Here is a 19,673-nt window from a genome sequence, read left to right as displayed (position 1 = left end):
GCTCATGCTTGCTCCCGTCACCGTGGCCCGGGCGAGCCCGCGGCGGGCAGGTGGGCGTCGGTCATGCCCGAGGTGACGAAACCGGCCATGACCGTTCCGCCGTACTCGGAGAAGTGCGCGTAGTCCTGAACACCGTCGTGCTGGACCGTCAGGTACAGCGGCCAGGACGCGGTTTCGCCCAGCCGTTCCAGCAGCGCCTGGCTGCGTGCGGTGAGGTCGATCAGCGGCACGTGCAGCTTGCCGGCGACGTCGCGGATCACCGCGGGGAGGTCGACGCCGAGGTTGTTGACGATCAGCCCGGTCGGGGTGAGTTTCCCGTTCGGGCCGAACTGGTGCCGCACCGGCGGGGTGACCAGGACCGGCAACCCACCACGCTCGCGGACGCCGTCGACGAGCTTGCCCAGGTTGGCCCGGAACGTGCTCTCCGGTGTGGTCTTGTCGTTGTGCGCCAGCTGGATCAGCACTTCATCGCCGGGCCGGATCAACGGCTTCACGGTGGCGAACAGTCGGGGGTTGCTCAGCCAGCTCCCGGTGCTCTCACCCGAGTCCGCGTAGTTCGCGACCACGATCCCCGGCTTCAGCAGCTGCGGCAATTCCTGCGCCCAGCCCCGCTTCGGGCCCTTGAGCCAGTCCGACGCGGTGGAGTCGCTCACCACGAACAGCCGCGGCCGGCGCACGGGTGCCACGGAGACGTTCAGCGCGGCCGGGTGGCTTCCGGTGAGGTGGACCTGCAAGCCGGGCGTTCCCGCGCCTTCCTCGCCGGTGGGCATGCTTTCCGGGCTGCGTACGTTCACCGCCAGCACCTCCCGGCGGAACTCCCCGGCGCGGGTGCTGATGGGCGCGAGCATGGTGCGGCGGGCCTCCACCTGGACACCGGTCTGCGCGGGCTGGGTCGCACTGCCCAAGGTCAAAGTGACCTCGTAGTCGCCGCGTGGAACGGTGAACGAGTAATTGACGGCGTCCGCCGTGCCGGGGAGCACGGACAGGGCGACGAGTGCACCGATGACGGGGATGATCATCGTGCGACCACGCGGTAGGTGCCCGCGGCGCCGACGGACAGGTAGACGTAGGACCCGTCGCTGCGTGCGCTGGTGACTCCGGCACCGGCGGTGAATGTTCCGTGATCCCAGACACTCGTTCCGTTCACGGTGATCGCCGTGTTCGCGCCGGAGGCCGGGACGGCGATGGTGCCGCTGGTCCCGTCCGGGGCGGTGACGTCCATGTCGAACTCGCCGCCACTCGCGCGGCCCCACTTGACCGCCAGCGGCCCGCGCGGGGTGGGTACCTGCCCCACGGTCCAGCTCAGCGATCCGGGCTGCGGCTGGACGACCCAGGTGGCATAACCGGCGCTGACCGGGCGGGCACCGAGCACGTAGCCGGTCAGTGCCGAAGTGGGGGCGGACGCCCAGCCGTGGGCCAGGCTCGTGCTGCCCTTCGGGATGGTGCCGTCGGGGTTCAGGTTCTCCCACAGGGCGCCGGTGTAGTTCGGGCCGGGCCGGACCATCTGGCCCCAGACGTCGGTCAGCAACTGCATCGCGCCGGTGGTGTCGCCGGTGCCCAGCCGGGCGCGCAGCTCGAAGCCGGAGACGAACGGGCTGACCAGCTTGGAGTAGCCGGTGTCGGCGGAGAAGGGCTGGGGGCCGTGGGCGCCCCACAGCGTGGACTTCAGCTTGGCCAGGATGCCGGGGACGGCGCCGGCCGGCGCGACGCCGAAGGTGACCGCGGCGGCGTTGGCGTCCTGGGTGACGGTGCCGCGCTTCTTGTCGCTGAGGTCGTAGACGCCGGTGCGGGAGTTGAAGAGGTTGGTGTTGATCGCGGTGCGCAGGGCGGCGGCCTTGGCGGTGTACTGCGTCGCGAGATCGGGCTGGCCCGTCTCCCGCGCCAGGTACGCGGCCTCGGTCAGGTTCAGATAATACAGCATGTTGTACATGCTCACCGCGCCGGTCTTGTTGCCGTCGTACCAGTCCCAGTCCAGGCCGTCGCTGGTGTCGGTGACCAGCAGGCCCAGCGAGTTGAGCCGGGAGGCGTTCCAGCCGAGCTGCCGCTGCACGATCGGGAACTGCTGCCGGGCGAAGGCGAGGTCGCCGGTGGCGCGGTAGTAGTCGGCCAGGTCGGGGGTGAAGTACAGGGAGTAGCTCGTCGAGTAGCACGCGGTCGTGCCCGGAATGGGCGGGCCGGTGTGCACCGGTGTCTGCGGTGCCAGGCACCCGGTGACGAAGCCGCTGCTGAGCTGGTGGCTACCCAGCAGCCGGATGGACTGCTTGAGGTACTCGTTGCCGTTGCTGCCCAGGCTGACGTAGTTCGTCGGGCCTTCCGCGTAGATGTCACCGATCCAGACGTTGCGATCCCGCTTGGCCCCGTCCAGGATCAGCGGCAGCTGGCTGACGCCCCCCATTCCTGGGGGCAGCATGCTGAGCTGGTTGGTGTAGGCGCCGGCGTACCAGATCTTGTTCAACTCGTCCGAGCTGGACATGAAGTACCCCTGGTACTGGTCCGCCGTCGCGCGGTAGGCGCTGAACCGGATGCCGACCGCGCTGAGTGTGACGGAGCCAGGGGAGGTCAGTGTGATTTCCTGGAAGCGTTCGCCGCCCTGCATCAAGCTGTGGGTGATCGTTCCGGCCGCGCGGACGGTGTAGCTGTTGGCTCTGGACTTGTCGCCCGCGTTGAACGCGCCGCCGCCGTCCCCCTTGGCGCTCATGAACTGCTTGCCCTCGCTGTAGGCGGCGCGCAGCACCGGGTTGCCGCTCGCCGCCGTCACCGCGAAGTACGGGAAGCCACCGACGTCCTTGCCGTAGTCGAGGAGGATCTTGGGTGCGGGCCCGCCGGACGCCATGGTCAGCTTGGCACTGCCGGTCCCACCTGAGACCAGCGCGGCCGCGTTGGTGACGTTTCCCGACGTGCTGACCACGGCGACCGGGGTCACGTTCGGCGTGGCCGGTGCCTGGACGTACTGCTGCCAGCCGGGGTTCGCCGGCCAGGGCGCAGCGTCCGCGGCGGCGGCCTGGCCACCGCTCGACATCGCGCCGGTCAGCGCCACCACCGCGAGTACGGCGAGCCCGGCGCTCCGATGGCGACTCGATTGCCTGCTCATCGTCGGTCCTCTCATGGTCAGCGTCTCCGGGGAGATCGCGCGAGCCGCGCAGTGCCTTGGCGAGAACTGAAAGCGCTTACTTGGTTCAGGGAGCGGGAAGCGCCGGAGCCGGATCGGGAGCGTACACAAGCGACTACGTGCGGTTCTGGTGACGATGGAACCGCAAGTCAGTGATAGCCGCAAGGCTTGCCGCGGGAATTTCTGTGATCGTGCACGGCCGCGGATTTGTTCAGCGAGGTCAACCACAAAATGTCGAACGGTTCGAATGTGGCAGCAGCCGAATTTCTCCGCCGGTTCGGCACTCACGAGCCCGTCGGGCAAGGCCCTGGGGTCAGCTCGGTGCCACGGCGCGGCCGGTCTGCGGCGAGATCATGCCCGCGCACAGGCCACGGCCGGCCAGTCCCCGCGCGATGCGCGGGATCGCGGCGATCGTGTTGGCGGGTCCGTCGTGCATGAGGATGATCTGGCCGTCGGTGAGGTTGGCGTTGGCCTGCACGATCCTGTCGACGCTGACGCCGCTCGAGTCGCCGGAGCTGATGTCCCAGATGATCTCCCGCAGCCCGTACTTGGCCTCGACCGACTTCACCGTCGAGTTGGTGCCGCCGAACGGCGGGCGGAACAGCTTGGGCGTGCCGCCTCCGGCCGCGGCGATGGCCTGCTGGGTCCGGGCGATTTCGCTGTCGACCTGCGCTTTGCTCAGCTGGACCAGGTGCGGGTGGGTGTAGCTGTGGTTGCCGATCCACATGCCGGCGTCGACCTCGGTCTTGACCTGGGAGGGATAGGCGGCGGCGTACCGGCCTTCGTTGAACAGCGTGGCCCGGAGCCCGTTCTGCTTGAGGGCGTTGAGCAGCCGAGGGGTGTTCGTGGGGGAGGGCCCGTCGTCGAACGTGAGCCCGACGTAACCTTTGCAGGCGGCAGCTTCGGCCACGCCCGTGTTGCCGACGCTCGCCGCGGCGACCATGGCGGCGGTCAGTCCGATGACGAGGGCTCGCTTCGATTGACTTGTGCTGGTGTGCATGGGTCTCGTCCCTTCGATTTCGGCCATGGGCGGTGTGCGCGCGCTCGTGCGGCGGTTCGAACTGCCCACCCGGGTGGCGACGAAAGGCGACGGCTGCGAAAGATGAGCTGGGCGTACCCGGCGGCACGCCTGGACCGGAACCGGCGCACCGCCGCCGTCGCGATGAGCCGATTCAAGCCAGCCTGTTCAGTGGTTGTCAACCTCCGCGACCCGATCAGTCCAGTCGTGAGTAAGCGCTTTCTTGGCCGTATCGATGGCCGATTGGCGCGGGGGGCCTCCTCCGAGGGGTCAGCCGTCCAGGTGGGCGATCACCGCGTCGGCGACCGCGGTCATCCCCGCGAGCGTCGGGTGGAACGACGCTGTCGGCTGCTGGGGAATGAACCCGTTCACCCACGGGTGCGCACTGGCGAGTCCGTGTCCCTCGCTGAGCCGGCTCATCGCCACCAGATCAGCGCCGGAGAGCTTCGCCGCGTCCGCGAAGGCGTCGGCCAACGCCCCGGCGACCGCACGCAGCGAGTCGCGGGTCGCGGCGGGAAACGGCGCGTCCGGGCCGGTCGGGGTATCGGCGTCGAGCACGGTGAGGTAGTCGACGAGCACTACGCGGGCACCCGGTGCCTGCTTGGTGATCGCGGCCACGATCGCGACGAGGTGCGAAGTGGTCTGGTCGAGCATGCTCTCGGTGAGTGCCGGGACACCGTGCCGGGCGAGGAGCGGCGCGAAGGTACGGGTCGTCCGGCGTTGCGAGAGCCAGGCGCGATACGACAGCGCGATCATGCTGCTGATGTAGCCCAGGTCATTGCCACCCGCGGTCACGGTCACGAGGTCGGCTTCCCGGGGAAGCCGGGGGAGCTGAGGCGGGAACTTGCGCCACAGCATGCGTTGCGGGCGCTCCAGGATGGTGGCGGTGGTGGCTCCGGCGACGGTGAGGTCGGTCAGATCGCTGCCGAGGCGCTCGGCCAGGAGGTGGGCGTAGTTGCGGCTCGAGCGCCAGGCCCGCTTGTCCGCGTAGGGCTCGATGCCGGGGCCTGAGGCGAAGGAACTGCCCAACGCAGCGAGGTGGCGGACCGTCCGCGTGGGCATGAGCGGATCCTCTTTCTGGAGAGCGATTCCGGGCATCGAACCCCGGGCAGGCCCGCCGGGCGCGGCAGCGCGTCGGAACGTCGCGAATGACTCATTCGGGACCTCCGCGGATGCTGTTGGCGAATTCGGTTTCATGCCAACCGGAGCGGCCAACTCGCCCGCCGCAACGGCCAACACGCCGGAGAACCCGGGCGAGTTGGCCGCTCCGGGTGTCGAGTTGGCTGTTGCGGGCGGTGAGTTGGCTGTTGTGGGCGATCCGCTCGCCACCGGAGCGGCCTCAGCGCACCCGCTCGAATTCGCCAACAGCATCCTCCGCGGCCCCGAATGAGTCATTCGCGACCTCGGCGACAGCCGGAGACCAGCAGATACGGCACCTCGCGCACAGATCATGGGCTTCGACAACCACATGGCCGGCATCGAGAGCCGTGCCTGCCTGCAACGACACGACTTTGCCGGGGCCCTGGGCAGGCCCGCCGGGGCCTGCCCAGGGTCGTGGTCAGCGGCTGTAGCGGGGCGGCAGGACGAGGCGGGGGTTGGGGTCGAGCAGGATGTCGGCAGGCCCGAACTTCCCGGCCAGCTCGCGGATTTCCGGATCGTCGAGGAGCAGGAGGGTGCCGTTGTCGACGAAGGGGCGGCCGTCGAGGGTGATGGTGGGCCGGTCGAACTGGCAGTCGCAGTGGGCGTGGCCGGGGGCCGCGCGGTCGACCGCTCCCTGCGGGGTCAGGCCGTCGATGCCGAAGTAGAAGGCGCCGGCGTGCTTCTCGCGTTCGAACTGGGTACCGCCTGCCGAGCGGACCTTGGGGTTGAGCCCGATGAGCGCGTGGCGCATGTAGTAGCCGTCCGGTGCGTACCGCCGCAACTCGGCGGCCGCGCCGCCGTCGATGGCGGTGACGCGGTTGTCTTTCAGCTCCAGGGTGGTCCGTTCGGCGGGGACACCGGTGACCGTGGATTCCTCGATGACGACCACGCCGTCGGTCTGGTCGGGGGAGAAGTTGGCGCCTCCGTACGGGAAGGGCCGCCACATGCCGGCGGTGACCGGGGCGCTGGTGTGGCCGCTCACCGGTGATCCCGTGGTGAAGTCGCGGAAGGTCACGTCGGTGCCGAGCGCGGTGGTGACCCTGATTTCCGCGGCTGCAGAGATTAGGGCGTAGGTCCTGGCTTCCAGGGCGAGGTACAGCTCGAGCGGGAACCGGGCTCCGGTGGACAGGGCCGCGGCGGTGGCGGTCTGGTGGAGCGAGACGAACCGGGCCCGCTGCTTGGCGACCTCGTTGAAGAACAGCGGGGCGGTGTGCACTTCCCCCCACCAAGTCAGCGAAATCACGGCGTCGGCGGCGGCGTGGGCGGCGGACAGCAGCGGTGAGGGTGTCTCGCGGTCCCATCCGCCGGCGCTGAACGGCGGTGTGGACAGGACGTGCACCTCGGCGTTGCGGTAGGCGGCCGCCGCGGCGATGGCCTGGATGACCACCGGATCGGTGCCGTGCTCGGCCAGGATCAGCACCTGCTCGCCCGCCGTGACCGCGGCGTACTCCAGGAGGTTGTAGGCACCGGGCATCAGCTCGGTGATCGACAGCGGCGCCGCGGTCGGCGTGTCCAGGTAGCTGAAGGGTGCGGTCGTGGTCATGGCGGTCAGTCTCCGATCGGGGTGGGAACGAGGGACGGGGAGTTCAGGTGCCGGTCGCGGCCGGCGCGGGCGCCGACGGCGGCCTGGGTGAGCGTCAGGGCGACCAGCAGCAGGAGGGGGAGTGTCCAGCCACCGGTGAGGTCGTGCAGTGCGCCGAGCAGGAGCGGTCCGACGGCGGCCACCAGGTAGCCGACGGACTGGGCCATCGAGGCCAGCGCTGCCGCCTGCGCGGGATCGGCCGCTCGCTGGCCTTGGAAGGACAGAGCGAGGACGAGGCACGCGCCGCCGCCCAGGCCGGTGAGCACGCTGGACACGACGGCCAGCTGCGGGGCCACGGCCAGCAGCGCGAAGCCCCCCGCGACGATGGCCGACGCGCCCGCGGCCAGGAGCCGCTGGTCCAGCCCCCTGCGGACCAGGACGGGAAGGACGCTGCTGGAGACCAGGCCGATGATCTGGAAGAGGAACAGCTGCCACCCGGCGGCGGCCTCGCCCACTCCGTGGTCGTGAACGATGCTGGGCAGCCACGCGATCGTGGTGTAGAAGCCGAGGGACTGCAGCCCCATGAACACGCTGACCTGCCAGGCCAGAGGGGAACGCCAGGGGATGCGCTCCCGCGTGGCAGGCGTCGCCGCCGTGGGGCGGGGGCGCCGGTACTGCGGAATCCAGACCACGATGGCCAGTACGGCGAGTACGGCCCAGCCGCCCAGCGCGGTGCGCCAGCCTCCCGGCACGTTTTCGGCCAGTGGCACCGAAATCCCGGACGAGAGGGCGGCAAGCAGACCCATCGCGGTGACGTAGAGGCCGGTCACCTGCGCGATCCGGTCTTCCGGCACGGTGCTTTTGACGACCGACGGCAGCAGCACGTTGCCGTAGGCGATCGCGGCCGCGACCACCACGGTGCCCGCGAACAGGAAGAACACTCCTGGCAGCGAGCGCACGAGCAGCCCGGCCACCAGCACGGCCAGCGCGAAGAACAGGGTGCGGGCCGCACCGTGGCGATGTGCGGTCCGGCCGACCAGCGGCGAGGTGACAGTGAAGGTGAGCAGCGGCAGGGTGCTGAGCAGCCCGATCCCGGTGCCGGACAGGCCGGTCGACGCCGCGATCCCGGGGAGCAGCGGCCCGACCCCGGTCAGGGCGGCACGCAGGTTCGCCGCGACCAGCACGATGCCGACGAGCAGCCACACGGTGGACCGTCCGCCCTGCGTGGCGTTCCTCGATTGCCCCGCGAAGCTGCGCGAGTCATCCTTCCGCACGACGACCGGCCCCGCCTTGTTCGGCGGCGGCAGCCGTGCTCGACCGCCCGGCCACCTGCACCAGCATGGACGCCGCGTACCGGGCGGCGACCGCGTCGCCGGCGCCGATCGCGTCGACGAGCGCACCGTGCCAGTGATCGTGCTCGGCAGCGACGTCGCCGTCCCACGGCAGTGCGGTCAGCAGCGCTGACAGTGCGCTGCCCAGGTATTCGTAGAGCTCTCCCAGCAGTTCGTTGCCGCCGGCCCGCACGACGGCAAGGTGAAAAGCGCCGTCCGCCGTGGCGATCTGCGCCATCGATCCGGAGTGGTTGCTCTCGCGAGCCGCCGCCAGGAGCTCACGCAGCCGGGCGGTATCGGCCTCCGAGCGCCGCTCGGCGGCCAGGCCTGCGGCGTATTCCTCCAGCACCGCCCGCAGCTCCAAGACGTCCGCCGGTCGCGTGGTGGCCGTCCGCCGGAGCAGGACGGCCTCCAGTTCGCTGGTCACCCGGACGTAGGTGCCGTCGCCGACCCTGGCCTCGAGCAGGCCGAGGTGCACCAGTGCCCGCAACGCCTCGCGGATGGTGTTCCGGCTCACCTGGAGCATCTCGGCCAGTTCCTGCTCGCCCGGGATGCGCGTGCCCACCGGCCATCGCCCGGAGGCCAGCTGCTCCCGCAGCTGGTCGGACACCTGCGCGGCCAGGGTCGATGCCCGGCGCGGCTGTTGCAATCCCTCCACCAAAACCTCCAAATGTTGGACATCTGCACATCTGGAGTTGAGCATGGAAATGGCCGGTGATGCCAGCGCGGTGTGGTGTACGCCACAGGCTTTGCGTCGTCCTGACGGCGCTCCCGCCGGACGTGCGCCGGTGCCTGCGGCCGGGCTGAGACCGGTTCGGTGGCGAGCGGATCGCCCGAACGGCCAACACGACACCCGCAACGGCCAACACGACACCCGCAACGGCCAACACGACACCCGCAACGGCCAACTCGCCCGGGTTCTCCAGCGTGTTGGCCGTTCCGGCCGCCGAGTTGGCCGCTCCGGTCGGCACGAACCCCGAAAGGCTCCTTCAGTGCGTCAGCTGCGGGGAAGGTCTGATCTCAGTCGTCGGCGTGGAGGGCGCCCGTGCGCTGACTGAGCCTGCGCAGTGCCATGTCTCCCCACTGGAGATTCTCGCGTTCGAACGACATCCCGCGCAGCAAGGTGAGGTACGGGCCGATGCGCTCGGCCTCGGCGAAGTACGCCTCCTCCGAGCGCCCGTCCAAGAGACGCTGTCGCAGCTTCTCGTAACGAGCCAGCTTGGCTGTCGCCCACTCCATGCGCTCGGTGATGGCCGACCGGACCGCCTGGACGTCGCCGACGTCCGCGCACTGCACCTTGACCAGCAACTCGTCCCGGATCACCGCCGGCTTGCCCCGGGATTCCGCGGTGTACGCGCGGACAGCCTCCCGGCCGGCTTCCGTCAACGAGAACAGCCGCTTGTTGGGCCGGCGCTCCTGTTCGACGACGCGGGCCGCGACCAGCCCTTCGGCCTCCATGCGTTCCAGTTCCCGGTAGAGCTGCTGAGGCGTCGTCATCCAGAAGTTGGCGACCGTCGCGTCGAACCCCTTGGCGAGGTCGTAGCCGGACGCCTCGCCCTCCAGCAGCGCGGCCATCACCGCGTTCCGCAACGCCATGGGGCCACAGTAGCAGTTGGAGTGATTAGTAAAAAAAGTTAGTACTGATCGCCTGGACAGCCTGCTCAATCGCCAGCTACTCTTCGTGGGCATACTCAACTTGTTTACTATCAGAGGCGGGCTTGCGCACTCCTTCCGAGCAGCCTGCAGAATCGAGGTTGTGACCATGGACAAGAACGCTGCGATCGAACTGGTCGGAAACTACATCGCCATGTGGAACGAAACGGACGGCCGGGTTCGGCGGACCATGGTCGAAGACCTCTTCACCTCGAACGGCACGTACACCGATCCGACTGTCGCCGCCGACGGCACCGCGGCCATCGACGAATACATCGGTACCTCGCAAAAGAACTTCACCGGGATGCTCTTCACCCATGGCACGGTGCTGACCCACCACGACGCCGTCCACTTCTCGTGGCAGGTCGGTCCCGCGGGCGGCGAGCCCGCGGTGACCGGCTTCGACGTCGCGTGGATCGAGGGCGGCCGCATCCGCCGGCTGTACGGCTTCTTCAACGGCCTCTGACCCATGCCCACTGCTGCCGCTTTCGCCGCCGAGCAGGTCGCCGCGGTGCGCGACGAGCCGGCCGGCCGGCTCGCGCTGCTCGAATCGCTCTACCAGGCTCCACCTGGTCGTCCCGAACTGCACTTGCCTTACCGACGTGCGGCCATGGCGTTCATGGGCTGGCAGTTGCGTCGCCGGCTGCTCAACGCCGTGGACGGCGACCAGCCGGGCAGCGCCTGGTGGCGGGCGGTCAACGAGCGGCTCCTGCGCGACACCGCCGAAGCGCGCGCCCACGTGCTCGGTCTCGGTGGCGAGGTGTCCTCTCCGAGCGTCGCGTTGTCGGTGTCGTTCATCCGCCGGCCCTCGGCGCGGGTGTGGTACCGCGCGCACAATGCGGCCATCGCGGCCGCGTACCTCGAACACCGCGCCCTCGCCGAGGCTGAGTCACGCGTCGAGCGCTTCTTCATCAACCTGGTGCTGGCCCGGGTTTTCTACGCGCACGCCTTGGTGGCCGCCCCACGCCTCGCGCTGAGCTGGTTGTCACCCATCGCGCCACTGCTGAGCGATCCGCGCTTGGGGATGACCGGCATCTTCCTGTCGCTGTCCCGGGTGCTGCCTGCCCGATACCCCTTGCGGGACGACCTCCAGCGGTACATCAGCGAAGAACGTGGTGTCGGCCGTCTCCTGGACCTCGGGGTGATCCAGCCGCGATTCGACGCGCTCTACACCTGGTCTGCGGCCGAACTCTCCATGCCCGGAATCGGTGACCTGATCCGGGACGGTGTGCCCGCCTACGCCTGGGACACCGCGGACGCCGAGCCGTGGAATCCGGCGCCGCCGATCGCTGTCCGAGCGGTCCGGCGCGTGCTTCCGTGCTGACCTTGTCGGCATCGCAGGGAATCGGCTAATCTCCGCAGAGAGCGCTTCCAGCCGTGAGTCCGTCAGCGTCACCATCAACGGATTGCCAATGGAGGCACCATGTCGGCCGCTCGATCAAGGTTTGTCGCAGTCGTCCTGTTCGCGACGGCGCTCCTCGTCACACCGGCCGCCGCTGCGGCCGCATACCCGAATCCCGCACGCGTCACCGGAGACATCGGCGTGCACGACCCGAGCGTGGTCAAACGCCCGGACGGCAGCTACCTGGTGGCGCACACCGGGGACAACCTCGCGCTGAAGACCTCCACCGACCGCGTCGCCTTCCGCGCCGCCGGTTCGGTGTTCCCGGGCGGGGCGCCGTGGACCACGGCCTACACCGGGGGAGGGCGCAGTCTGTGGGCGCCGGACATCTCCTACCACAATGGCCAGTATTTCCTGTATTACGCGGCGTCGACGTTCGGCTCCAACCACTCGGCGATCTTCCTGGCCACCAGCCCGACCGGCAACTCCGGCACCTGGACCAACCGGGGCCTGGTCATCGAATCCCGGAGCAGTGACAACTTCAACGCCATCGACCCGAACCTGATCGTGGACGAGGCGGGCCGGTGGTGGCTGGACTTCGGCTCGTTCTGGTCGGGCATCAAGCTGATCCAGCTGAACCCCGCGACGGGGCTGCGCCAGGGTAGCGGCCTGACCGCCATCGCCGGGCGCGGCGGCGGCGCGATCGAGGCGCCCTTCATCGTCAAACGCGGCCAGTACTACTACCAGTACGTGTCGTTCGACCTGTGCTGCCGCGGCGCGTCGAGCACCTACCGGGTGATGGTCGGCCGGTCCACCAGCGTCACCGGGCCCTACGCCGACCGCAACGGCGTGGCGATGACTTCCGGCGGCGGGACCGAAATCCTGGCCGGCCACGGCAGCATCCACGGGCCGGGCCACCAGGCCGTGCTCGCCGCCAACGACGGCGACCTGCTCTTCTACCACTACTACGCCAACAACGGCGCGTCGCTTCTGGGCATCAACCGCCTGACCTACGACGCGGCCGGCTGGCCGAGCGTCGCCTGAACTGCCGTGTCACCGGGTCGTCGTCAGCCGAGGGGGTGACGGCGGCCCGGAATCCGGCTGCCGGCACGCGCGGTATCGTGCTTAGCGTTCAGTTGCAGTTGGAAATTTGTCACCGTTTCTGCCCGTGTTCACGAAATTCGACGGTGAGCGGTCTTGCCTCTGGTCTCAGGCGTGCGGTTCCATGCTTACCGGAAGTAGCGGACTGTGTACTTGCACCGCCCGCGTTCCCGCGGACTGTCGCGTCGTCGATCAAGGGAGATCGGATGACCGTGTGCCACATCGGCCGCACCTCAACGGTTGCGGTGTTCCGAGCGGGCCCCGCACACGTGGGCGGCTGACCCGGATTTCCCCGATCCTCGGCGTGATCGTCGACCCCGTTCGGGTCGGCCGCCGTGGAGAAAGCGCTTTCTCGATCGAATCGACTGAGCCCGGCGGGCACCTCGGCAAGCCGCCCATTCACGGCTGGGCCGGGCATTCCAGTGAAGGCAAGGAGTCCTCGATGACCGTTCCACGCCGCAGGTTTCTCGCTCTCGGTGCGGCCGGAGCCGCCGGCGTCGGCCTGTCCCTGCTCGGTGCCGGGCAGACGCCGGCCGTGGCGGGAACACGCGGTACGGCACCGACGACCCGGTTCGCCGTCGGCGTCCGCCAGTACAACTGGACGCGCGGCTCCCGCAAGCTGACCACCTACGTGTACTACCCGGCCAAGGGCGCGCCCGGCGGCAGCCCCGTCACCAACGCGCCCGTCGCCGACGGCGTGTTCCCTGCCTGCGAGTACACCCACGGCTACGGCGCCAACCCGCAGGGGGCCGCCCAGTCCTTCATCCGTCCCATGGCCGCGGCCGGGTTCATCGTCCCGGCCCCCTACTTCGCGAACCCCGACATCGGGGACGCCTACAACGGCAACCTGCCCAAAGACGTGTCCGAAATCCTCACGAAGATCACCGCGCTGAACACGGCCACCGGTGATCCGCTCGCCGGTCACGTCGACACCGCCGCCGGCTTCGGCGTTTCCGGCCACTCGATGGGCGGTATGACCAGCCACGGCCTGCTGACCGCCTGGCCGGACCCCCGGATCGCCGCCGCCGTCCCCATGTCCACTGTGGACATGGGTAACCCCGGCGGCGCGGTCCACGCCAAGGTCCTGTTCATCCACGGCGACAAGGACCCCACCTGCCCGATCTCCTCGGCTCGGCAGGCCTACCGGGAACTGGCCTCACCCAAGGCGTTCCTCACCTTCCGCGGTGCCAACCACGGCAGCTACCTCAGTGACACCCGGGCCGCCACCACGTTCGTCGACTGGATGCGCTGGGGCCTGTACGGCGACACTGCGGCTCGCGACCGGCTCCGCGGTGACGCCTCTTCCGGCACCACCACCTGGGAGTCGGCACTGTGAAGGGGATCCGACGCTGTCATCGCACTGGACCGCACCGAAGGAGGAACACCATGGTCAAAGGAAAGCTCTTCCGCTGTCTGCTCGCGGTGCCATTGATCGCCGCGACCCTGCTCGCCGGGGCGCCCCCGGCGTCCGCTGCTTCGCTGACCCGGATCCCGAACTTCGGGGCGAACCCGTCGAACCTCCAGATGCACCTGTACGTGCCGAACACGGTGAAGCCCCGGCCCGCGGTCCTCGTGGCGGTGCACTACTGCACCGGTTCCGGCCCGGACTTCTACACCAACACCGAGTTCGCCCGGCTGGCCGACCGCTACGGGTTCATCGTGATCTACCCGTCGGTGACCCGGGCGAGCAAGTGCTTCGACGTGGCCTCCCCGCAGGCGTTGCGGCACGACGGCGGGAGCGACCCCGTGGGGATCGTGTCCATGGTCAGGTACGTCCTGCAGCGCTACAACGCCGATGCCGGCCGGGTGTACGCCACGGGCCACTCGTCGGGCGGGATGATGACGAACGTCCTGCTCGGCGACTACCCGGACGTGTTCCGGGCGGGGGCCGCGTTCGCGGGCGTCCCCTTCGGCTGCTTCGCCACGACCAACGGGTCCGAGTGGAACAGCCAGTGTGCCAACGGCCAGATCATCAAGAGCCCGCAGCAGTGGGGCAACCTCGTCCGCGGGGCGTACCCCGGCTACACCGGGCTGAAGCCGCGGATGCAGCTGTGGCACGGCACCAACGACGACGTCCTGCGGTACCCCAACTTCGGCGAAGAGATCAAGCAGTGGACGAACGTGGCGGGCATCGGCCAGACACCGGCCACGACCGACCGCCCGCAGCCGAACTGGATCCGCACTCGCTACACCGTCGGCGGCACCGTCCAGGTCGAGGGCATCAGTGTCCAGGGCGGCCCGCACAACGTGCTGGTCAACGGCATGGCCCAGTACGCCATCGACTTCTTCGGACTGTCCCGCTGAGAGCAAGGAGAAGTCATGCCGATCGGTACGAAGTCGCGGGTCGTGACGCTCGTCGTGGCGGTCGTGGCCGGGTTCACCACGGTGGTGAACCCGGCCGTGGCCGCCGCGGGTGACGGCTCGCCGTCGGACGCGAACATCCGGTACTTCGGGCGGTGGGACACCCGGTCGCCGGGCGCCTACGTGCCCGGGTGGACCGGCGCCTACGCGGTGGTGGGCTTCACCGGCACGACGGTGAAACTGCGCCAGCGCGGCAGCGTCGACCTCTACGCCAGCGTCGACGGCGGTGCCTGGGCGTCGCACAAGAAGGTGAGCGGGACGGTGAACCTGACGCCGTCCCGGTTGCCGTCGGGCACGCACACGCTGCGGGTCGCCTACCGCCAGGACGCGGGTTCCTACAGCGGTGACGAGGTGTTCCAGGGTGTGGTCCTGGATTCCGGCGCGCACACCGTCATGGCGAGCGTGCCGTCCCGGATCGTCGAGTTCGTCGGCGACTCGATCACGGCGGGCTACAAGTCGTCCCAGGAGGCGCTGACCGCGTACGGCTGGCTGACCGGCGAGAAGCTGGGTGCGGCGCACACCGAGATCGCCCGGCCCAGCGTCTGCCTGTACCCGGCCTCCGGGTGCATCGGCATGCGGGACCGGTACTTCAAGACCGGCCTGGACACCAGTACGCCGGATTGGGACTTCTCCCGCTACCAGGTCAGTGACGTGGTGATCAACCTCGGTACCAACGACAAGGGGCACAACGTGTCCGGCGCTCAGTTCCAGAGCGCGTACGTCACGCTGCTGCAGCGGATCCGCGCGAAGTACCCGAACGCGACCATCCACGCGATGGAGATCTTCAAGCAGTGGTACGTCACCGAGACGAAGGCCGCGGTCGCCGCGCGGAACAACGCGGGCGACGGCAAGGTCCGGTACGTCTCCACCGAAGGCTGGCTCACCCCGGCCGCCGACACCGCGGACGGCACGCACCCGAACGACGCGGGTCACCGGAAGATCGCAGCCCGGCTCGCCGCGGCCATCGGGTGACGGCGAAGTGAGCTGATCGCTCGTATTGCACTTCGAGGAAGGGATACGTTCGCATGTTCCGCAAACTGAGATGGGCGCTGGTCGCCGCCGCGGTGGCCCTCGGATTCGTCGTACCCGCGGCGGGTGCGTCCGCCGCCGACAACCCGTACCAGCGGGGTCCGGACCCGACCACGGCGAGCGTCGCGGCCACACGTGGGACCTTCGCGACCGCGGAGCTGACCGTGGGCGGCGGGAACGGCTTCGCGGCGGGAAAGATCTACTACCCGACCGACACTTCCCAGGGCACGTTCGGGGCCATCGCGATCGTGCCCGGGTACACCGCCACCTGGGCGGCCGAAGGGGCCTGGATGGGGCCGTGGCTGGCCTCGTTCGGGTTCGTCGTGATCGGGATCGACACGCTCAGCCGCAACGACTACGACACTGCCCGCGGCACCCAGCTGCTGGCGGCCCTGGACTACCTGACCCAGCGCAGTCCGGTCAGCAACCGGGTCGACCCCAAGCGCCTTTCGGTGATGGGCCACTCGATGGGCGGGGGCGGCGCGATGTCCGCGGCGCTGCGCCGGCCGTCGCTGTGGGCCACGGTCGGGCTGGCGCCGTTCAGCCCGTCGCAGAACCTCACCACCGACAAGGTCCCCACCTTGCTGCTGGCCGGGCAGAACGACGGCACGGTCAGCCCGTCGAGCGTCCAGAGCCTCTACAACGGCATTCCGGCCGGGGTGGAGAAGGGATACCTCGAACTGGCCGGCGCGGGTCACGCGTTCCCGACGTCGTCGAACTCGGTGATGATGCGGCGCGTCATCCCCTGGCTGAAGATCTTCGTCGACCACGACACCCGCTACAGCAAGTTCCTGTGCCCGTCGCTGGCGGATTCGACCGGCATTTCGGGCTACCGCAGCACGTGCCCGCTCGACGTGCCGGGCGGCAGCGGCCCCGGGCCGGGCGACCAGGCGGTCAGCCTGGTCGGCGCGGGCTCCGGCAAGTGCGTCGACGTCCCGAACCTGTCCCAGGCGAACGGCACCGCGCTGGTCGTCTGGACCTGCAACGGCGGGACCAACCAGCGCTGGACCCCGGCTTCGACCGGCGAACTGCGGGTCTACAACGGCACGAAGTGCATGGACGCGGGTAGCGGCCAGCCGGGGGCGGCAGTGACGATCAACGCGTGCGGTGGCGGCAACAGTCAGAAGTGGACGGTCAACGCCAACGGCACGATCACCAACGCCCAGGCCGGTGCCTGTCTCGACGTGTCCGGTGGCGGCACCGCCGACAACACACCGGTCATCCTGTGGAACTGCACGGGCGGTTCCAACCAGGTCTGGACCCGCCAGGCGTGAGGGGGCCGGGGAGGCGGCAGCCCGCCGCCTCCCCGGGGCTAGGCAACGGAAGAGGCCGTCCGAACGGAGGACAGGAAATGCTGAAGAAGACGTTCAGGCGAACGATCGTTTCGGTTCTGCTTCCCCTTGTGGGTGCGCTTGCGCCGGTCGGGGGCGCCGACGCGGCCAGTCCCGTGCCGCGAGCTGCCGCCGGCGCCACAATCCAGAATGACGTGTTCTGGAAGGACACCTCGGGCAACCCGATCTACTCCCAGGGCGGCGGGGTGCTGAAGGTCGGCAGTACGTACTACTGGTACGGAGTGAAGTACGGCGGAGCGGTCAGCTATTACAACAACCCCGGCGGCGGCAAGAACAACAACGTTTCCTTCAGCGCGATCACGATCTATTCGTCCACCGATCTGGCGAACTGGAAGTTCGAAGGCAACGCGATGACGCCCTCGGACCTGGGCGGCGGGGGCTGGGTCGGCCGGGTGGGGGTCGCACGCAACCCCGGCACGGGCAAGTACGTGCTGGTCTCCCAGGGCAACGGCGGGCTGGTGTTCGGCACGAGCAGCACGCCGAACGGCCACTTCACCTACACGGGTACCCAGTCCAACATCGGAGGTGTCTCCACCGGCATGTCCGGTGACCAGTCGGTCTTCACCGACGACGACGGCAAGGCGTACCTGGTGTTCAGCAACAAGAGCGGCAGGTCCCGCCTGTACGTCTCTCCGCTCCGCTCATCGGACTTCCTGCAGGCCGAAGCCGCCAAGAACGTCTACAACAGCTCGTCGGGGGGCCGTGAAGGCAACATCATGTTCAAGCAGAACGGGTCCTATTACTTCTGTTCCTCCGATCTGCACGGCTGGAACGCGTCCCACACGTACTGCATCACGTCCAAGAACATCATGGGCCCGTACTCCGCGGAGTTCGTGCTGCAGGGTACGGACGCCGACTTCTCCCACGTCACCCAGACCGGGCTGGCGTTCACGGTGACCGGTTCTTCGGGCTCGTTCGTCGTGTTCGGCGGCGACCGCTGGAGCGACTTCGCCGGCAACGGAATCGGCTACAACGACTGGGTGCCGGTCACCTTCACCGGGACGACGCCGGTCTTCCATTCGCTCAGCCAGTGGACGGTCGACGCCGCCGCGGGAACCTGGTCGGTGGGCAGCGGCAACAACTACGTCCTGAACCCGGGCGCCGAGGCCGACCGGGTCGCGCAGAACGCGCTCGCCGGCTGGACCACCACCGGCGGCAACGTCAACAGCAACAAGCTCGGCGGGCACACCGGGCGCTGGGCGATCGCGCAGAGTTCGTCGTCCGCCTACACCGCGACCAGGTACCAGAACATCGCCCTGCCGAACGGCACCTACACGCTGTCGGCCTGGGTGAAGAGCAGCGGCGGGCAGAAGAAGGCGACCATCTTCGCCAAGAACTTCGGCGGGAGTGAGCTGACCGCTTCGATCAGCCAGTCGATCGGCAGCTGGACGAAGGTGAGCGTTTCCGGAATCACCGTGACCAACGGCTCGATCCAGGTGGGCGTGTTTTCCGACGCGAACGCGAACAACTGGGTGAACGTCGACGACTTCAGCCTGGTGCAGGGCGGCTGAGTAGGACCGGGAAAGTCTGAGGGAGGCCGGGTGAAGCGACCGACCATCCTCGACATCGCCCGCGCGGCGGGTGTGTCGAAGGGCGCGGTGTCCTTTGCGCTCAACGGGCGACCCGGGGTCTCGGAGCAGACCCGGGCCCGGGTCAAGGCCGTCGCCGAACAGCTCGGCTGGGAGGCGGGCGGCGCTGCCAGGACGCTTTCCGACGGGCGTGCGGGGGCGGTCGGCCTCGTCGTCGGCCGGCACCCCGACGTCCTGGACGCCGAGCCGTTCTTCATGACGCTGATCGCCGGCATCCAGCGGGAACTGGGTACCGGTCCGGCTTCCCTGCTCCTGCGAGTGGCGGAGGATCGGGAAAACGAGCCGGCGATCTACCGGCAGTGGTATGCCGAGCACCGGGTCGACGGCATCCTGCTCGTCGACCTGCTGACCGGCGACCCCCGCCCGGACGTGCTCGCCGAGCTGGGGCTACCGGCCGTCGTGCTCGGCGGCCCGCTCGGCCGGCCGGAGCTGCCGTCGGTGTGGATCGACGACAGCGCCGCCATCGGGGCGGTGCTCGAACACTTCGCCGCGCTCGGCCACCGGCGAGTGCTGCGGGTTGCCGGCCCCGAACGGCTGGCCCACACCCAGGCCCGTTCGGCGGTGTTCGCGGAAGCCGCGACCCGGGCCGGCATTCCCGCTTGGACCGTCCACGCCGACTACACCGAGGCCGGCGGGGCAACGACGGCGCGGCGAGCGCTGAGGTGGAGGCCGCCACCGACGGCGATGCTGTTCGACAACGACGTGATGGCGGTGGCGGCCCTGGGCGTGGCCCATGCGCTAGGGGTTTCCGTGCCGGGAGAGCTGTCCGTGATCGCCTGGGACGACTCGGTGCTCTGCCGGCTGGCGCGTCCCGCGTTGACCGCGGTTCGCCGGCCGATCGGGGAGTACGGCGCCCTCGCCGTCTCCGTGCTGAGGCGGCTGATCGACGGCCGGGACGTCGCGGCCGACACGCGCACGTCGGCCGCGGTGCAACTGGTGCACCGGGCCAGCACCGCGCCGCCCCGCCCGTGTCACGCCTCGCAAGTTGTTTGACGGTTGGGACCAGCGCCCCAATGTGGCCTTGGTTGCGTTCAACGCACCGAAGGCCGCCTTGGGTGCGTTGAACGCAACCAAGGCCACATTGGGGCGCATCCTGCGCCTGCATCGTATCTTGCTTTGATAGGTT

At 69.2% G+C, this 19,673-nt stretch carries 18 protein-coding genes; 10 read left to right on the top strand and 8 right to left on the bottom strand.

Annotated features, from left to right (window positions below; genetic code table 11):
• Nucleotides 1–17: 17 nt before the first annotated feature.
• The 4 genes from ACLJQF_RS12000 to ACLJQF_RS11985 all read right to left on the bottom strand — a co-directional run bounded on the left by ACLJQF_RS12000 (nt 18) and on the right by ACLJQF_RS11985 (nt 5,189).
• Nucleotides 18–1,019 carry a GDSL-type esterase/lipase family protein gene (locus ACLJQF_RS12000; RefSeq protein WP_410608342.1) on the bottom strand — a complete coding sequence of 334 codons (1,002 nt, stop codon included), beginning with the start codon at nt 1,017–1,019 and terminating at the stop codon, nt 18–20.
• Entirely contained in the window at nt 1,016–3,091 is a 2,076-nt protein-coding gene (locus ACLJQF_RS11995; RefSeq protein ID WP_410608341.1) for an alpha-L-rhamnosidase C-terminal domain-containing protein, read from the bottom strand. The genes ACLJQF_RS12000 and ACLJQF_RS11995 overlap by 4 nt, the downstream gene beginning before the upstream one ends.
• Before the next feature lie 331 nt (nt 3,092–3,422).
• Complete coding sequence (locus ACLJQF_RS11990; RefSeq protein ID WP_410608340.1) at nt 3,423–4,109, bottom strand: polysaccharide deacetylase family protein; 687 nt, start codon at nt 4,107–4,109, stop codon at nt 3,423–3,425.
• A 288-nt stretch (nt 4,110–4,397) separates the two neighbouring features.
• Complete coding sequence (locus tag ACLJQF_RS11985) at nt 4,398–5,189, bottom strand: SGNH/GDSL hydrolase family protein (protein ID WP_410608339.1); 792 nt, start codon at nt 5,187–5,189, stop codon at nt 4,398–4,400.
• A gap of 133 nt (nt 5,190–5,322) precedes the next feature.
• Here ACLJQF_RS11985 and ACLJQF_RS11980 point away from each other — a divergent pair, with 133 nt between their 5' ends.
• Nucleotides 5,323–5,517 (top strand): hypothetical protein, encoded by a 195-nt coding sequence (locus ACLJQF_RS11980; protein WP_410608338.1) that lies wholly within the window; start codon nt 5,323–5,325, stop codon nt 5,515–5,517.
• Between the two features lie 168 nt (nt 5,518–5,685).
• Here ACLJQF_RS11980 and ACLJQF_RS11975 read toward each other — a convergent pair whose 3' ends face one another.
• The 4 genes from ACLJQF_RS11975 to ACLJQF_RS11960 all read right to left on the bottom strand — a co-directional run bounded on the left by ACLJQF_RS11975 (nt 5,686) and on the right by ACLJQF_RS11960 (nt 9,716).
• Nucleotides 5,686–6,810, bottom strand: coding sequence for a hypothetical protein (locus tag ACLJQF_RS11975; RefSeq protein ID WP_410608337.1), 1,125 nt, complete (start codon nt 6,808–6,810; stop codon nt 5,686–5,688).
• Nucleotides 6,811–6,815: 5 nt separating this feature from the next.
• A complete protein-coding gene (locus ACLJQF_RS11970) occupies nt 6,816–7,994 on the bottom strand; it encodes a CynX/NimT family MFS transporter (RefSeq protein WP_410608336.1) in 1,179 nt (392 codons plus the stop codon).
• 55 nt (nt 7,995–8,049) lie between these two features.
• Nucleotides 8,050–8,778 carry a FadR/GntR family transcriptional regulator gene (locus ACLJQF_RS11965; protein WP_410608335.1) on the bottom strand — a complete coding sequence of 243 codons (729 nt, stop codon included), beginning with the start codon at nt 8,776–8,778 and terminating at the stop codon, nt 8,050–8,052.
• 362 nt (nt 8,779–9,140) lie between these two features.
• Nucleotides 9,141–9,716 carry a PadR family transcriptional regulator gene (locus ACLJQF_RS11960; protein ID WP_410608334.1) on the bottom strand — a complete coding sequence of 192 codons (576 nt, stop codon included), beginning with the start codon at nt 9,714–9,716 and terminating at the stop codon, nt 9,141–9,143.
• 166 nt (nt 9,717–9,882) lie between these two features.
• On the opposite strand from ACLJQF_RS11960, the gene ACLJQF_RS11955 reads away from it, so the two are divergent.
• From ACLJQF_RS11955 to ACLJQF_RS11915, 9 genes are all read left to right on the top strand, one after another.
• Entirely contained in the window at nt 9,883–10,239 is a 357-nt protein-coding gene (locus tag ACLJQF_RS11955; protein ID WP_410608333.1) for a nuclear transport factor 2 family protein, read from the top strand.
• 3 nt (nt 10,240–10,242) lie between these two features.
• Entirely contained in the window at nt 10,243–11,097 is an 855-nt protein-coding gene (locus ACLJQF_RS11950) for a hypothetical protein (protein WP_410608332.1), read from the top strand.
• 99 nt (nt 11,098–11,196) lie between these two features.
• Nucleotides 11,197–12,159, top strand: coding sequence for an arabinan endo-1,5-alpha-L-arabinosidase (locus ACLJQF_RS11945; protein WP_410608331.1), 963 nt, complete (start codon nt 11,197–11,199; stop codon nt 12,157–12,159).
• Between the two features lie 499 nt (nt 12,160–12,658).
• On the top strand, nt 12,659–13,552 hold the full coding sequence (locus ACLJQF_RS11940; protein WP_410608330.1) for an alpha/beta hydrolase family protein: 894 nt from the start codon (nt 12,659–12,661) through the stop codon (nt 13,550–13,552).
• Nucleotides 13,553–13,602: 50 nt separating this feature from the next.
• Nucleotides 13,603–14,520, top strand: coding sequence for an alpha/beta hydrolase family esterase (locus ACLJQF_RS11935; protein ID WP_410608329.1), 918 nt, complete (start codon nt 13,603–13,605; stop codon nt 14,518–14,520).
• Between the two features lie 15 nt (nt 14,521–14,535).
• Nucleotides 14,536–15,549 carry a GDSL-type esterase/lipase family protein gene (locus tag ACLJQF_RS11930; RefSeq protein ID WP_410608328.1) on the top strand — a complete coding sequence of 338 codons (1,014 nt, stop codon included), beginning with the start codon at nt 14,536–14,538 and terminating at the stop codon, nt 15,547–15,549.
• A gap of 53 nt (nt 15,550–15,602) precedes the next feature.
• Nucleotides 15,603–16,880: a ricin-type beta-trefoil lectin domain protein gene (locus tag ACLJQF_RS11925; RefSeq protein WP_410608327.1), complete on the top strand. Its 1,278-nt coding sequence runs from the start codon at nt 15,603–15,605 to the stop codon at nt 16,878–16,880.
• A 212-nt stretch (nt 16,881–17,092) separates the two neighbouring features.
• Nucleotides 17,093–18,469 (top strand): family 43 glycosylhydrolase, encoded by a 1,377-nt coding sequence (locus ACLJQF_RS11920; protein WP_410608326.1) that lies wholly within the window; start codon nt 17,093–17,095, stop codon nt 18,467–18,469.
• 30 nt (nt 18,470–18,499) lie between these two features.
• The gene (locus ACLJQF_RS11915; protein ID WP_410608325.1) at nt 18,500–19,540 is read left to right on the top strand and encodes a LacI family DNA-binding transcriptional regulator; all 1,041 of its coding nucleotides are present in this window, start codon (nt 18,500–18,502) and stop codon (nt 19,538–19,540) included.
• Nucleotides 19,541–19,673: the final 133 nt, after the last annotated feature.

This window comes from Amycolatopsis sp. lyj-109, assembly GCF_046548995.1.
In the GTDB taxonomy this organism is placed as follows: domain Bacteria; phylum Actinomycetota; class Actinomycetes; order Mycobacteriales; family Pseudonocardiaceae; genus Amycolatopsis.
The sequence above is the reverse complement of the archived record's forward strand: the minus strand, read 5'-3'. Positions and strand labels throughout refer to the sequence as shown.